Annotated in this window: 12 protein-coding genes; 9 read left to right on the top strand and 3 right to left on the bottom strand. The window is 59.1% G+C overall.

What is annotated here, in order from left to right; all coding sequences use genetic code 11:
* Nucleotides 1-53: 53 nt before the first annotated feature.
* A complete protein-coding gene (locus LT40_RS10485; RefSeq protein ID WP_052393388.1) occupies nucleotides 54-1223 on the bottom strand; it encodes an acyltransferase family protein in 1170 nt (389 codons plus the stop codon).
* A gap of 523 nt (nucleotides 1224-1746) precedes the next feature.
* Here LT40_RS10485 and LT40_RS10480 point away from each other — a divergent pair.
* The 3 genes from LT40_RS10480 (at nucleotide 1747) to LT40_RS10465 (ending at nucleotide 6399) form a co-directional block, all read left to right on the top strand.
* Nucleotides 1747-2703, top strand: a complete 957-nt coding sequence (locus tag LT40_RS10480; protein WP_043189718.1) for an ABC transporter substrate-binding protein — start codon at nucleotides 1747-1749, stop codon at nucleotides 2701-2703.
* A 52-nt stretch (nucleotides 2704-2755) separates the two neighbouring features.
* A complete protein-coding gene (locus tag LT40_RS10475; RefSeq protein ID WP_043189716.1) occupies nucleotides 2756-4081 on the top strand; it encodes an LLM class flavin-dependent oxidoreductase in 1326 nt (441 codons plus the stop codon).
* Between the two features lie 737 nt (nucleotides 4082-4818).
* Complete coding sequence (locus LT40_RS10465; protein ID WP_084139782.1) at nucleotides 4819-6399, top strand: SNIPE associated domain-containing protein; 1581 nt, start codon at nucleotides 4819-4821, stop codon at nucleotides 6397-6399.
* Between the two features lie 685 nt (nucleotides 6400-7084).
* Here LT40_RS10465 and LT40_RS22040 read toward each other — a convergent pair.
* Nucleotides 7085-7243, bottom strand: coding sequence for a DUF6429 family protein (locus LT40_RS22040; RefSeq protein ID WP_420329680.1), 159 nt, complete (start codon nucleotides 7241-7243; stop codon nucleotides 7085-7087).
* A 290-nt stretch (nucleotides 7244-7533) separates the two neighbouring features.
* Nucleotides 7534-8301, bottom strand: a complete 768-nt coding sequence (locus LT40_RS10460; protein WP_043189714.1) for a GntR family transcriptional regulator — start codon at nucleotides 8299-8301, stop codon at nucleotides 7534-7536.
* Between the two features lie 68 nt (nucleotides 8302-8369).
* Here LT40_RS10460 and LT40_RS10455 point away from each other — a divergent pair, with 68 nt between their 5' ends.
* From LT40_RS10455 to LT40_RS10430, 6 genes are all read left to right on the top strand, one after another.
* The gene (locus tag LT40_RS10455; protein ID WP_043189712.1) at nucleotides 8370-9653 is read left to right on the top strand and encodes a M20 family metallopeptidase; all 1284 of its coding nucleotides are present in this window, start codon (nucleotides 8370-8372) and stop codon (nucleotides 9651-9653) included.
* A 92-nt stretch (nucleotides 9654-9745) separates the two neighbouring features.
* Nucleotides 9746-11317: an ABC transporter substrate-binding protein gene (locus LT40_RS10450; RefSeq protein WP_043189710.1), complete on the top strand. Its 1572-nt coding sequence runs from the start codon at nucleotides 9746-9748 to the stop codon at nucleotides 11315-11317.
* A gap of 15 nt (nucleotides 11318-11332) precedes the next feature.
* Nucleotides 11333-12280, top strand: a complete 948-nt coding sequence (locus LT40_RS10445) for an ABC transporter permease (RefSeq protein WP_043189708.1) — start codon at nucleotides 11333-11335, stop codon at nucleotides 12278-12280.
* Nucleotides 12273-13106: an ABC transporter permease gene (locus LT40_RS10440; protein ID WP_043189705.1), complete on the top strand. Its 834-nt coding sequence runs from the start codon at nucleotides 12273-12275 to the stop codon at nucleotides 13104-13106. The genes LT40_RS10445 and LT40_RS10440 overlap by 8 nt, the downstream gene beginning before the upstream one ends.
* Nucleotides 13103-14737: a dipeptide ABC transporter ATP-binding protein gene (locus LT40_RS10435; protein ID WP_043189702.1), complete on the top strand. Its 1635-nt coding sequence runs from the start codon at nucleotides 13103-13105 to the stop codon at nucleotides 14735-14737. Before LT40_RS10440 ends, LT40_RS10435 begins: the two co-directional genes overlap by 4 nt.
* Entirely contained in the window at nucleotides 14727-15953 is a 1227-nt protein-coding gene (locus LT40_RS10430; protein WP_043189700.1) for a M20 family metallopeptidase, read from the top strand. The genes LT40_RS10435 and LT40_RS10430 overlap by 11 nt, the downstream gene beginning before the upstream one ends.
* Nucleotides 15954-16031: the final 78 nt, after the last annotated feature.

The following is a 16031-nucleotide window of genomic DNA, read 5'->3' as shown; positions in this document are numbered from 1 at the left end:
TAAAAGCACGGACACCATCGGCCAGGGCTTGACGATTGGCATGAGGATCGCAACTAACGTTCCGGCGCTGGCTGCAATCGGCTAAATTCTGCGGTCTGCTGAATACTCGGTTTGCGCACTTTGATGAACGGTTTTTCCACCCCGTTGAATGTGAAGTAGGACACCACCGCTACGGTAAGCAATATCGCAGGCAAGTAGACGACAAAATCCGTCAGCTCGGTGTTTTCGAACGAATACAAATGCAGTGTTGAAAACGCGATGTACAGCACCGCGCCATGGGTCAGGTACAAGCTGTAGCTCACCTCGCCCAGGGATTTCAAGCCCCGGCTGGCCAGTAGGCCGAACACATCGTTGCCTAGCGCCAGGATCAGGAAAGGCACGGCCAACGTGGCGATCTGAAGTACCGAATAGGCTTCCAGCGTCATCGCATAGGCCATCAACAACACGGCAGCAACTGAGACCAGCGGGTGAGCCAGGTAAGCGATGCCTTGGGGGAAATGACGCTTGATGAGTACCGGAATGAAACCGGCAACGAAAAGCAGCAGCAAGGCGGGTTTGACGACGCCGAACATCATCCCGACACCGATGACAACGAACACCAACAGCGAGGCCAGCGAATACTGGCCGTACCAGACCTTGTTCACCAGCGCGGCGATGATCGGTAGCGTCAGATAGAACAGCCACTCGTAGCGCAATGTCCAGTGGACCCCTGCGGTCATGATGTTGCTATGAATGAAACCGTTGAACGAGCCGCCGGAAAACACCAGCCACTTGAAAACTTCCTTACCCAGTTCCTTCAGGGTGATGATGGCAAAGCCCGTTTCGAACAGGCTCAATAGAACCACGAATATCAGCACGAACACGTAGAGCGGCATGATTCGCAGCACTCGCGATTTGAAGATATCCAGAAAATCTGGCTGACGCTGATATATTTTTCCGAAAAACAGAAAACCGGTAATCATGAAGAACAGCGATACCGGTACAGCACCGAGATTGTTGAGCACGGCACTCTCAGGAGGGATCCAGCTACCCGTTGTTTTCCAGAAATAAGTGACTACGAAGTGATGGCAGATAACCGCCGTCGCCAAGATGCCACGCAAGGCATCAAGTGGTGAAGAACGGGCCGCGGTGGAGGCAGTGAGCACTGGCAGGCGAGAGAACAGCAGGCTCACAATAAAAAGGGAAACGCAGTAAACAAGCAAGATGACCGTGGTGGCATCCATTCGATAGTCCTTTCGTCGATGGTTGTAGCATCCATGTGTCAGCAGCTGAACTCAAAGCAGGGGAGCGGGGCATGCAGTCCGAAAATGGGAGAATGCTGGAGTATTGCAAAACGAACCGACTTGTAACGGACTCAAGCTCTCACGTCAACAGAATGGCGAATATCAGTTGCAATCTTTACAGGTTTATCCATTTGACGTAATTCTGGCGCTGTTATTTTCGAAGGTTTAAATGAGAACTATGGCTAAGTTGCAGCCTCAGTGGCGCGGTTCTGCATTCCGTCATTTACAAGACCAATGCATAGCGAAACGCCTAGTCAAGAAATGCTCATGGCGCATCTTTGGTAATAGGATTATGCGCATTGGGTATTTCACGGCTTGCCCGCGCGTCTCTATCTTGTCGCAGCGTCCACAGGAATTCTCCTTTCGAAGCACTGACGGCTTCGCTGCCGACTACACCTAAATTTCCCCGAGACCGCACGCGCGGATCGGTCCTCACTGCCCTGAATGGGCTTTGGAGACAACCGTGCGTTACCTGAAAAAACTGGCGATCGGCGTGGCCACTTCCTTGCTCTGCCTCTCGGCGAGCGCGCAGACGCTGGTGGTGGGAGACCAGAGCTATAACGCACAGGCCGTCATGGAAGCGGCAGGCGTGCTGAATGACCTGCCTTACACCCTCGAGTGGAAACAATTCACTGCAGGGTCGCCCGTTGCGGAGGCCCTGAACGTCGGCAGTCTGGATATCGGCTTGCTCGGTGACGCGCCCGCTCTTTTTCTCGGCGCCCTGGGCGCCCCGATCAAGGTCATTGCAGTAGGTCGCCAGAGCCTGGATGGCGTTGCCATTCTGGTAAGCAAAAACTCACCGATACGCAGCATCGAAGATCTCAAAGGCAAGCGCGCTGCGGTCTGGAAAGGATCGTGGAGTCAGCAATTGTTATTCACTGCGCTGGACAAGGCGGGCGTTCCCAGAGACTCGCTTGACCTGCGCTATCTCAGTGCCCTGGATGCCTCCCATGCCTTGGAGGGTGGCTCAGTGGACGTAATCGCCACTTGGGAACCTTACGTTACCCAACAGGAAAGGCAGGGCGCCCGGGTCCTGGCAACGGCAGACGGGCTAATTCCTGCGCAAAGCTTCATCGCCGCCAATTCCAAAGCCATTGATCCCAAGCGTGCACTGATCAGCGATTTCTTGCAGCGATTGAAGAAGGCTCGCGACTGGACTCTGCAGAGCCCTGCCAACACGGACGCCTATGCCGACGCCTGGGCAAAGCGTACCCGCGCGGACGCCGACATCTCACGAGCCTGGTTCGCCCGTGCGCGAACCACCGTCGAGCCGCTGAGCCCACAAGCCCCCATCCAGGCCCAGAAGACCGTGGACTTCTTCGCCAGCCTGGGTCTGGTCAAGGCCTACCCTGCGGCGAGTCTGTTCGACGATTCCTTCGCAGCGTCGCTCCAGCCCGCTGTGGCAAAAGCTCAACCCTGAATCGGCTGACAGCACTCAAGGCTTTTACCTACTCGCAAGGAACACGATCAACATGACGTCACGAAAGCTCAAACTCGGTGCCCTGACAATGGGCTGCGGCGGCCCAGGGCGGCATAACCTCTGGCTCGACCCCGAGTTGCCGGCTGATGCAAGTGTGAACGTCGACTGGTACATCGACATCGCGCAGCAAGCAGAGGCCGCGCTGTTTGACCTGATGTTCATCGTCGACAGCCAGTTCATCACGCCAGGCTCCCCCTCACACTATCTCAACCGTCTGGAACCGCTGACGCTGCTATCCGCGCTCGCGGTCACCACCCGACATCTGGGGTTGGTGGGCACGCTCACCACCTCCTACAACTCACCTTACAATGTCGCGCGCCGACTCGCGTCGCTCGACCTGATCAGCAAAGGGCGGGCAGGGTGGAACGTGGTCACCAGTGGCGACGCAGGGACCGCAGGAAACTACAGTCGCGACGAGCATTTCGACTACGACACCCGATACGGCCGAGCTGCAGAGCATGTGCAGGTCGTCCAGGGCCTGTGGAATTCCTACGAGGAAGATGCCTTCGTACGGGATCGGCAGACTGGACAGTTTCTCGATGCGAGCAAGCTGCATGCGCTAAACCATACGGGTGAACATTTTTCCGTGGTCGGCCCGTTGAACATCCAGCGCTCCCCGCAGGGGCAGCCCGTCATATTCCAGGCAGGCGATTCCGAGCAGGGCCGAGAACTGGGCGCCGCCACCGCCGATGTCGTGTTCACCCACGCGGCCAGCATCGAGCAGGGCCAGACGTTCTACCGCGATATCAAGGGGAGGGCGGCACGCCTTGGGCGAGATCCCGAGCAGCTATTGGTCATGCCAGGTGCCGAGATCCATGTAGGGGACACCGACGAGCACGCGCGTGAAATCGAGCGGCACTATCATGAGGTCGATCACAGTTTCGAGCTCGCACTCAAGGAGTTCGGTCGCAACTTCGGCTGGCACGACTTCAGCCAATACGATCTTGACGCACCTTTCCCCCAGGAAAGCCTCGAAGCCGCGCGCAGCAGCTTCTTCACGGCCGCCAAGCGGATCGCCAATCAAGCACAAGAAAAAGGATTCACGCTGCGCCAGGCCGTGGAATTCGGCCGGCAGTTGCGGCCGGGTGCATTCGTGGGATCAGCGGAAACGGTCGCTCGAAAGATGGCGGACTGGTTCGAGACGCGGGCGGTGGATGGGTTTAATATTTACATTGGGCATCCCTCGCAGTTCAAGCGGTTCACTCAGGAGGTTGTTCCGTTGCTGCAAGAGCGCGGGGTATACCGTACGGCTTACGAGGGGACGACGTTGCGGGAGAGTTTGGGGTTGGGGATTCCGGGGTTTGTTCGAACAGCCTGACTTGGTGGAGCGGCAAAAATTGGGGCCGGCCGCATTATTTCAACCTAGGCTTGGCGCCTGCAGGTGGCGAGGAAAAACTTAACGCAGTGTCCGGGGTTGGTTGACCACTACATTAAGGCGTTTGTCAGAGGCGCATTGGGGACCGCACCAAGCATCGGCCAGAGTAGCTAGCTAGCTGAGGCACTCAAATCTGAGCTGGTCATCACCGCCATACATTCGCGTGGTGGTGATGACGGATGCCGCAGCGAATGGAGGGTTGTTACGTTTGGAGGCTTGTGAAGGAGTGATTTCCTGATACCCTTCGCTGATCGTATCGCACCAATAATTGCCAGCCGCTACGAGCGATCTGGCGATTGGCCATGCTCGCTTGTATGCTGAGCCACTTAACTTTGGAAACGGAATCCAAGATGAAATTCAGCGCTCGACTTGTCCTGCTGTCCATCACAGCCATCTCTGGTTGTGTACAAACTGCCTATAGCAAAAGCATCCCGGTCACCAAAGATGCAAAAGGCCAGATCGCTCAAACGGTTGAGACTGAAACCGTTACGTAGCCTGGTTAGGGCTACCAAATAAAACTTGGGAAAATCAAAGGTGTTCAGCCCTAATAAGCTGCCTGAGCGCGATAATGATCACGAGGCGTTCAATAAGTTATTTGTCGGCCCTCCTTTGAATCACCCATACCCTCAACCAACGTAGTGCTGTAGGAACACTTGTTCCTATAGAAGGGACGATCTCACATGGAACTCATTGCCCTCATTGCCCTCATTGCAGGCATAGCCGCGGTCGTGCTTTTGATTAGAAGCACCAAGGCCAATGGCAAGGTAGCTCAACTGACTCTTGAGCTTAATGCCAGGAAAAACGACCTCGACAAAACTGAGGACGAGGTCAGCGAACTTCGGAAACAGCTTCAGCTACGAACCCGGGAGCTTGAACGCTTCAAAGATATCGTTGATGTTGAGGCAGAGGCCGCACGGCTTTCAGCTGAAGCTAGCTTTGAGCGTAGCCGCCTGCTTCAGCTTGCCCAGTCCCGAGTCGATCAGGCCGAGACTCGCTTGGCTAAAGCTATCGCTGACGCCGACAAAATTGTAGCGACGGCGAACGAGCGTGCTCAGGAAATCGCCGGCGATGCTATGGAGGCTATGGGTAAAGCAAAGCAATATGCCAATGCTGCTAAGGCCATGAAGAACATCATCGAAGGCTATGGTGATGCCTACATTGTCCCTACCTACCACCTCCTGGACGACCTAGCTGAGGAGTTCGGATTCGTTGAGGCTGGGCAGAAGCTCAAAGAAGCCCGCGAACTCACCAAGGTTTTGGTGAAGACGGGCAGGGCGGCCAGCTGTGATTACGCCGAAGCGAATCGCCGTGAAACGGCGATTCGCTTTGTGGCCGATGCCTTTAACGGCAAGGTTGATTCTATTCTGTCTCGCTCCAAATCAGACAACCACGGCAAGCTTGAACAGGAAATCCTCGACGCAGCCGCAGTGGTCAACCAGTTAGGCGCTCCGTTCCGAAATGCCCGAGTGAATGATGAGTACCTCAAAGCACGCCTTGAAGAGCTGCGTTGGGGAGTGACCGCCAAGCTTTTGAAAGATCAGGAGCGCGAAGAGCAGCGACAGATACGCGAACAAATGCGTGAAGAAGAGAAGGCCCGTCGTGAATATGAACGTGCCATTAAAGACGCTGCCAAGGAAGAAACGACACTGCGTAGTGCTTTGGAAAAGGCCCAAGAGCAGGTAGCCGCAGCTAACGCTGCAGAACGCGCCAAGTTTGAAGCACGCCTAGCTTTGCTCCAAGACCAACTGAAAGCTGCTGAAGAGAAAAACAAACGCGCTCTGTCGATGGCCCAGCAAACGCGGGCAGGCCACGTGTACGTGATCTCCAATACAGGATCGTTCGGAGAGGAGATATTCAAGATTGGTATGACTCGCCGTCTCGAACCACTAGATCGTGTTCGTGAGCTTGGCGACGCCAGCGTCCCATTCGAGTTTGATATACATGCGATGATTTTCAGTGATGATGCACCAGGCTTGGAAAAGCAGCTGCATCGCCATTTCCTGCGGGAGCAAGTCAACAAAGTGAATCCTCGCAAGGAGTTTTTCCGGATTGACCTACCGTCGATTCGCAAAGAGCTTGAATCACTAAAGGTCGAAACTCAGTGGACGATGGTTGCCCAGGCACTCGAATATCGCGAAACCCTGCGGATCGAAGAACAGATTCGTGAAAACCCAGCGGTCGCTGCTGAGTGGACGCGACATCAGTTGGCTGTAGAAGAAACCATTGCTCAGGAAGAAGAGGCAGCATTGGAGGCTGTGTGAGCAAGCGTTCAGACTCCACAACACGGGTATTCATACCTTCGTGTACAACGGCTCCGGGCGGAACACCGCGAAGATAATCTACAGCGCGGCTACCAAGAATCTCCGCTGGATGCGGATCGGTGGAGTCGCTGGATGCCATTATTCGCAGCACGGCTGCGACTGAGCGCGCAGGCGGTGAAGCCGAAGGCAGGAGTATTATAGGTGGGTGAAAGCGGCTAGGTACTGATGGACATATCTAGCATAGTACATGATTTAACATAATATACATTATACGTAACTCCATATTGCCGCACTGGATGGCAGGGATGCCCCTGGTCGCTAGCGTTATCCTGCCACCAGGCCATTTCCACCATTCCGGCGTCCACACGCTCATTAGCATCATCCTTGCCATTCATTCATAGCTCTCTGTACCCGAGCGGTTCGCGAACGCATCTGCTGAACCGTTTTCCATCTCACCGCAAGCGATCGAGCTGCCGGTAACGTCAGCGAAGTCGTAAAAGCTGTCTGCCGTCCTCTTCAATGTTCATGTCTTCCAGCCAGCGCTCGAATTGCTGGCCAACCATTCAAGAATTGGTCACGCCTCAAGAACTGATCACGGCAGCGACCTTAGATGACTTGAGCGTGATGGCGCACACTAGCAAACGCAGTCGATCCGTGAACCCGAACATCTGACGAGAGCATGTGATCAGCTATCAGATCCTGATTTTTGATCCGTTAGAGTCTTCACCACAAACAATCGGTCGGCTATCTGTCGACCTCGGGCCAGTCCCTCATCTGTCACCCAGATCGATTTGTTCTTGTTGACAGGATCACTGATGAACCCATGCTCATGCAGTCGGTTCATGATTTCGAAAGTGCTTAAAAACTTTCAACTGACACTGCGTAGCTACTGCACACCCGTATCCCAGAAATACGCAGCTCCACGGCAACACCTTTGAGCGAAGCGACACGTATTGAAGGCTCCGCAGCACATCGCCAGCAATCCAAGCATTACAATGCAAGGGCGTTAATCCTGCGCCAAATGTGCCGTAATTTTCGGCGAAAACACGATAACTCTACTAAATAAGCATTTAGTAGAGTTACTGATGAGGATGGGCTGGACCCCCCCACTAGCAGGCCCTTTCAACGCCTCCTTCACCGAATCTCGTTCACATACATGAAGTGCTCAGTGCTCGCCCTTTGGTGGGTCATCATCACCGGCGTTGCCGTCTGGTCGAAGGATATGGCATCGATGATCATCACGGCATGGGGCGCGTCTAGCTTGAGCAACGCACAGTCCTCCTGCGTGGCCAGGCCAGCAGTGAGTTGTTCACGCACCGCTGCTACCCGTATCCCGTAGTGCTCGAGCAGATGGCGATACAGCAACTCTGGGAACGCATCCGGCCCGGGAAAGTCCGGGACTTTGCTGGCCACTACCGTGAAATGCTCGTGCATGGCAGCAACGCCGTCGATGGTGCGCAACCGATGCAGGCGATAAACAGGGCTGGCGGGATCGATCAGTAGTTTGTCGGCCTCCTCCGCTGTCGCTTCACCTGCCTGGTAGTCGAGCAAGGAGGTGCTCGATTTGAGCAGCGCACCGTCCTTGTTGTGCAAGCGGAAATACTGGAAGAAATAGCGCAGGTTGTGCAGCGGCGCCCAGCCGGTCACTACGGTGCCGGTCTTGCGGCGGCGCATCAGCATGCCCTCTGTCACCAGCTCGGCCAGGGCGCGGCGCACGGTGCCGACCGATACGCCGAAATCTGCAGCCAGCGCGTTCTCGCTGGGGATCACCGTACCACTGGCCCACTCCCCCAGCAGGATCGCCTCTGACACACGGCGCTTTACCACTTCATATAAAGGTGCGCTGTCCTGTTCGCTCAATCGGGCAAAGCTGGCAGCGGCCGGTGCGTTGCTGTTGGTCATCGTTTTTCCTTGACGGGCCGTGCGTTGGTGTTTAACTATAAACTATATAGAAATACGGTGAGACCTGAATGATGACGAATGCAGCGCTGGAGCAGGCACTCGATTCGATCGAAGCGGATCATGCTGGGCTGATCGATGATCTGCAACGCATGATCGCCGTCGACACCAGCTTTCCGCCCGGTGCGGGCTACGGTGCCTTTGCAGACTTGATGGAAACGCTCACGGCGCCGCTTGGCTTGCATGCGACTCGGGTCACCGTGCCCGAAGCGCTCTGGCAAACGCGCAGTGGCGAGGCCTTTGGCGAGCGTGTCAATCTGATTACCCGCTATCCGGGCGATCAGGAAGTGTGCAGCCTGTACTTTCATGTCGACACGGTGCCGCCCGGTGATGGCTGGAACCACCCTCCTCTGCAGTTGACCGAAGCTGACGGCAAGTTGATCGGCCGCGGCACGGCTGATATGAAAGGCAGCATCGCCGCCACCTTGAGTGCCTTGCGTGCAGCAGCACGTTTCAACCTGCCGCTGCGCTACTGCCCTTCCCTGCTGCTGTGCACCGATGAAGAAGGCGGTTTTTATCCTGGTATCCGCTACCTGGCCGAACAACAGCTGGTCGAGGGTCATATCCTGAGTTTCAACGGCGGCGCCGCGCCGCGGATCTGGGCCGGGTGCTTTGGCAGTGTCGACCTGAAGATCACAGTCAAGGGCCGCTCTTCGCACTCCGGTGAGCCGGTAGATGCCATCAATGCCATCGAGCAGAGCTTGCCCCTGCTCAATGCCCTGCACGCACTCAAGCAGCAGGTGGAACGACGTGCCTGGCCGATGCCGGCGCCGCCTCACTACAACGGCGCGCCGTTGATCTCGCACATGACATTGGCAGCCGCCCATGGTGGGAGCAAGGGCTCTACCGTGCCGGCGCAGTTCGAAATCATCATCAATCGTCGCTACGCGCCGGAAGAACCCTACGATCAGGTACTGGGCGAGCTACACCATTGCATTGACGCTGCCATGGCTGACAGCGAAGCACTCGCGGTAGAGGCCGAAGTGATCGGGCACCTTGCGCCGGTTGCGGACCCTACCGGCCCCCACTGGCCGCGCTGGCAGGCGGCGCTGGGCGTGGGTTTTGGTTTTACCGCCGAACAATTTCAGTGCTACGGCTCTAGTAGCAGTTCCGACATGGGCTGGGTGCAACAGGCCGGTATCCAGGAGATTTTGTTGGGCGGCCTGATTCGTCCGCACAGTCGCATCCACGCCAGCGATGAATACACCACCCGCGAAGATCTGGTCGCACTGGCCAAGTCGATTCTGGCCTACCTGGCTGCAGACTTCGTACCTGGGGCCGCCGCGACAGGCTAAGCCCAAGCGACCACCGAAGACTGGCATCAAGATCGGTCATCGGCACTTTTTACCTAGCTGCCCCATAACTCTTTGCTAAGTGAAGTATCGCCATGACTACAGTTTTCCGGCTCAATCGTCGCCGCTTTCTTGCAACCACGGCCATCGTTACTGGCGCTGCCATGTTGCCGTTTTCGAGCACGTTGTGGGCTGCTAGCGCCGCGCGCAAAGGCGGCACGCTGCGCATCAGTGTCGACCAGGCGGTGGGCATGCTCAATCCGCTGCTGGCTCGGGTCAACCCCGAGTACCTGCTCAGTGAACTGCTCTACAACGGACTCACACGCCTGAGTCAGGATATGCAGGCCGAACCTGATCTGGCCGCGTCCTGGAGCCACAACGAAGCGCTCACCGAGTGGACCTTCAGCCTGCGCGACAACCTGCTGTTCCATGATGGCAGCCGCTGCACAGCCAAAGATGTCGTCGCCAGCCTGCAGACCATCCTCGATCCCAAGACCGCATCGCCTGGCCTGCGCAACATTGGCCCGATCAAGTCCGTGGAAGCGATCGACGAGCTGCACGTCAAGCTGACCACCACCATGCCCTACGCAGACCTGCCCATCAGCCTGGCCTACCCGGACGCCAAGATCGTGCCGGCGGCAATCATCCAGGGGGATATGGCCCGCCTGACGCGCGAAGCCGTGGGCACAGGGCCGTTCAAGCTGACCTCGTTCGAGCCCGAGCGGCTGGTCGTGGTCACTCGCAACGAACAGTTCCATGACCCCGAGCGTCCATTTCTGGACCGCGTCGAGATCCGCGTGTATCCCGACCCGACTGCGGAAAGCTCAGCGCTGATGTCCGGCGACATCGACCTTATGCTCTCGGCCCAGGCCACCGAGTTCAGCCGCCTTGGCCAGGCCAGCGGCGTGACCGGCCTGCGTGCACCTTCCGGGCAGTTCCTCAACATCAACATGGCCTGCGACCAGAAGCCGTTCAACGATGTGCGCGTGCGCCAGGCGCTTTCGCTCTGCGTCGATCGCGCCGCGCTGGTGGACTTCGTGGCAGAAGGTTTCGGCACGCCCGGCAACGATACACCGCTCAATGCTGCCTACCGCTACCACGCCGATATCGAACTGCGTCAGACCGATATCGCCAAGGCCAGGCAGCTGTTGGCCGACGCCGGCTATCCCGATGGCCTGGACATCACCTTGGTGGCCTCCGATAAGCCCTCCACGCGCACCCAGTTGGGCATCGCCGTACGGGAAATGGCCAAGCCAGCCGGGTTCAACATCAAGGTCGAGACCATGGCCAACAGTACCTACCTGGACCAGGTCTGGAAGAAAGGCAATTTCTACGTCGGTTTCTACAACATGCAACCTTCGGCCGACGCGGTGTTTTCCCTGCTGTACACCTCGGATGCGGCCTGGAACGAAACCCGTTGGAACAACAGCGAGTTCGATGCCGCCGTGGCCGCTGCACGCGGCACCGACGATCCGGTCAAGCGCGCCGCGCTGTACGGTACGGCGCAGCGACTGATGCATGAACAAGTGCCGTCGCTGATTCCGACCTTCTTCGATGTGCTGGCTGCCCAGCGCAACTACGTTCAGGGCTACCAGCTGCACCCTCGCGGAGCCGTATTCCGCCTGGATCAGGCCTGGTTGGACGAAGGCGCCCCCAAGCGCGGATGAATCGAGGGTAACCCTGTGACTGCTGCCTACCTGACCAAGCGTTTGCTTCTGGTCGTCTATACCCTGCTGATCGTTTCGCTGCTGGTGTTCGCCATCACCCAGTTGCTGCCGGCCGATGCCGCAGTGACGCTGCTGGGCCAGAACGCCACGCCTGAAGCGCTCGCCGCCCTGCGCGCCAAGCTGGGGCTGGACCAACCGGCGTGGCTGCAATTCGGCCACTGGCTGATGGCCGTGCTGCAAGGCGATCTCGGCCTGTCGATGCTCAACGGCCAACCGGTACTGGGTTCATTGTTGGACGCCCTAGGCCGCTCCTTATTGCTGGCGGGATGTTCTCTGCTGCTGATGCTGGCCGTGGCCATTCCGCTGGGCATCCTTGCTGCCGTACGGCGCGGGCGACCGGTGGACCTGATCATTGCCCTGTTCTCCTATATCGGTGTTTCGCTGCCAGAGTTCGTCACGGCCACCCTGTTGGTGCTGCTGTTCGCCGATGTCTGGCAGTTGCTGCCGGCCACCGGTTACGTGCCGCTTTCGGAAAACTTCGGCGAGGGCCTGCGGCACTTGATCCTGCCGACGCTCACGGTGTCGATGATCATGGTCGCTCACGTGTCGCGGATGGTGCGCTCCGAGATGATCGACGTGCTCGAGACCGACTACATCCGTGCGGCGCGGCTCAAGGGACTGTCTCGGCGCCGTGTGCTGTTGCGTCATGCGCTGCGCAACGGCCTGCTGCCGACCATCACCATCGTCGCGCTGGACGTGGGCTATCTGCTGGGCGGCATCGTCGTGGTGGAAGAAATCTTCAACATTCCAGGCATCGGCCGGGAACTGCTGGTGGCAGTCGCGGCCCGCGATCTGCCGGCCATTCAGGGCGGTGTGCTGATCCTCGCCGCGACCTATTGCGTGGTCAACTTCATCGCTGACCTGACCTATGCCTACCTCGATCGGCGGATTCAATATGCGTGATATTTTCTACCGACTGCTGAGCTCGCCGCAGGGTCTGGTGGGCAGCCTGATCCTGCTGCTGGCGATCGTGCTGGTCTGCGCCGGGCCAGCGCTGGCCCCTTACGACCCGGAAGCAATCTCCATCCTGGCCCGGTACAAGGCACCCAGCCTGATGCATTGGCTGGGCACCGATCAACTGGGCCGGGATATCTTTAGCCGCCTGCTCATCGGGGCCCGCGCGACCATTTCGCTGTCGGTGCTGGCCACGGCGATGGCCATGCTGGTGGGCGCGCTGCTCGGCACAGCCAGCGGCTACCTGGGCGGGCGCATCGACGAAGCGCTGATGCGCACGCTGGACGCGGTGATGTCGATCCCCAGCCTGCTGTTCGCGCTGCTGATCGTCAGCACTCTGGGCAAGAGCGACTTCAATGCCGTGCTGGCGATCACCATCGCCTTCGTCCCTGGCATGGCGCGGATCGCGCGCAGTGTCGCCCTCGCCGCGCGCCGACAGGACTACGTGAACGCGGCCATCGCACGCGGCGAATCGACCGCCTACATCGTGGTGCGGGAAATGCTGCCCAACATCGTCGCACCGATCATCGTCGAGGCAACCATTCGGGTCGCGTTCGCCATCATGCTGTTCGCCACCCTCAGTTTCCTCGGCCTGGGCGCGCAACCGCCGCAGCCTGAATGGGGCCTGATGGTGGCCGAGGCCAGACGTTATTTCTTTCAGGCACCGTGGATGATGCTCATGCCCGGCCTGGCCATCGCCATCATCGCGATTGGTTTCAATCTACTGGGCGATGGCTTGCGCGATGCCCTCAATCCCAAGGGGCACCGCCAATGACTGCTGTGTTGCAAGTGGCTGACTACAGCCTCGACTATCAACTGCCGGGCGGCCCGCTCCACGTCTTGCAGAACATCGAATTTGAGGTCGGCGCCGGCGAGGTGCTGGGTCTGGTCGGCGAATCCGGATCGGGCAAGACTACGCTGGGCTTCGCCATCATGCGCTACCTGGCCAGCAATGCTCACGACGTGGGCGGCAGCATTATTTTGCACGGTGAAGACCTGCTGCAGATGCCGCAACGCCAGGTCGAGCAGTTGCGCGGCGGACGCCTGGGGATGATCTTCCAGGACCCGAGCGCGTCGCTCAACCCGACCCTGAGCCTGGGCGAACAGGTGGTGGAAGTGCTGACCCGCCATCGCGACCTGAGCTATCGGGACGCCTGGGCGCTGGGTGAGCAACTGCTCGCCGGCGTCGACCTCAAGGACCCGGCGGCAATGATGAAGCGCTTTCCCCACGAAGCTTCCGGTGGCGAGAAACAGCGCGTGCTGATCGCCACAGCGTTCGCCTGCCGGCCGCAATGCCTGATCTTCGACGAGCCGACTACCGCACTGGATGTGATCAGCTCTGCGCAGATCCTGCAGCTGTTCCGGCGTCTGCGCGAGGAAACCGGGGTGGCCTCGCTGTACATTTCACACGACCTGGCGCTGGTGTCGCGGGTGGCCGATCGGGTTTGCGTGCTGAACAAGGGCCGCATTGTCGAGCAGGCACCGGGTGGGCGAATTTTCAGCGCTCCCAGCGATGCCTATACGCAACGTCTGGTGGCTGCCGTGCCGGCGGCCGACAAGCGCCTGTTGGACGAACCCGTCGCAGACGGCAAACCCTTGCTGCAAGTCAGTGGCCTCAACGTGCGCTACGGTCGCCCTGGCTTGCTCGACAGCCTGCTGCGGCGCACGACCAAGCCCTCCATGGGGGCACGCGACATGCACCTGGACATGGCGCGTGGCGAGATCCTCGGCATCATCGGCGAATCCGGTTCGGGCAAGTCGACCCTGGCCAAGGCGTTGACCGGTCTTACCCCATTCACCGGGCAGGTGCGGTTCGACGGTGTCGACATCGGTGGCCCGGCCGACATGAGCCGGGACTACCGGCGCAAGGTGCAGATCATCTTTCAGCACCCGGATGCCTCGCTCAACCCACGCCAGACCATTGGCCAGATCCTCGCCCGCCCGCTGCGGCTCTACGGCCTGCCCGCAGGCGAAACCGAGCGCCAGGCCGTCGCCCGACTGCTGCGCGAGGTGCGCCTGCCCGAGGACTTCGCCGATCGCTATCCCCATGCGCTGTCAGGCGGTCAGAAGCAACGTGTGGCGATTGCCCGTGCGTTCGCCGCGCGGCCGGAGCTGGTGATCTGCGACGAGATCACCGCTGCCCTGGACGTGTCGGTGCAGGCCACGGTGATCGAGCTGTTGCTGGAGCTGCGCCGCAAGCACGGCACCGCCTATTTGTTCATCACCCATGACCTGAACCTGATCCGCCAGATCGCTCATCGCATCGCCGTGATGTACCGCGGCGATCTGCTGGAAATCCTGCCCGCGCAGGACATGGCCGAGCAGTCCCGGCATCCCTACACCCGTGCCCTGCTCCAGGCAGTGCCGCAGCCCCTCACCGAAATGGAGCAACTCGATGACGCCTGATGCGCTGATCCACAGCATCGATGAGGCCTACTGCCTCGACTTTCTTGCGCGCATGGTGCAGCACAAGAGCTACAGCGCCACGGCCGAGGAACGTCGCTTGGCCGAATACATGGCCGGGCAGATGAGCGAGCTGGGGTTGCACAGCGAACTCATGCCCGTGCCCGGCGAACGCCTCAATGCCATCGGCACGCTCAAGGGCCAAGGCGGTGGTGGCCACAGTCTTTTGTTCAACGGACACCTGGACACCAACCCCGTTACCGAAGGCTGGACCGTGGACCCGTGGGCCGGCAAGGTCGATGACGAGTTCATCTACGGCATCGGTGTCTCCAACATGAAGGCCGGTGATGCCGCCTACTTCTGCGCGCTGAAAACCCTGATAGACGCCGGGGTGAAGCTCAAGGGCGACGTGATCCTGACCTATGTGGTCGGCGAGCTGCAAGGCGGGATCGGCACCATCGCGGCGATCGAACAGGGCGTGAAAGCCGATTACTTCATCAACTGCGAGCCTACCGACCTGCAGGCGGTGACCTTGCACGTGGGCTCGCTGATGTTCGTCATCGAGCTGACCGGTGATACCCGTCATCTGTCCAAGCGTGAAGAAGCAGTGGACGTCATCACTGCGGCGGTACAACTCATTCCGCAAATCAACGGCATCACCTTCAGTGGTGCCCGCACGCCTGAGCACGAACAGGTCAACCGCGGCCACATTGGTGTGGTCCACGGTGCCCTGGGTCGCGACCTGGAAGAGTGGCGTCCGCCGCAGGTCGCCGACTTCCTGCGCCTGCGCGGCTCGGCCCGCTACACCCCTGGGCAGACCGTGGAGTCGGTGCTCGCCGACCTGCAAGGCTTGCTTGATCGCCTGTGCGAACAGTTCCCGGGGCTGCAGGCCAAGCTGATCAACGACAGCGACAACCAGCCGCTGATGCCGCCCTTCGAAGTGGCACTCGATTCACCGATCGTAAAGGCGGTGAATGCGGCCTACCAACAGGTGCGCGGCGAACCGCAGCCCACGGGAATCATCACCCCACCGGCGTACTTCGGTACCGATGCCGCGCATTTCTATCAGCGCCTGGGTATGCAGGGCGTGGTCTGCGGGCCGGGCGGCAAGTTCAACACGATGCCGGACGAGCGTGTTCACAAGCGCGATTACCTGGACATGGTCCGCGTCTACATCCTGGCCATTCTGAGCATCTGCGAGGTGGCCGAAAGTACCTGATTCACCGCTGCAGGGCATGGACGCCCCATAACAATAATCTTGCTTCAAGACTTCGCCATCTGCTGATTATTCTCGATA

Source organism: Pseudomonas rhizosphaerae, from assembly GCF_000761155.1.
Taxonomy (GTDB): domain Bacteria; phylum Pseudomonadota; class Gammaproteobacteria; order Pseudomonadales; family Pseudomonadaceae; genus Aquipseudomonas; species Aquipseudomonas rhizosphaerae.
This window is presented reverse-complemented; position numbering and strand designations above follow the sequence as displayed.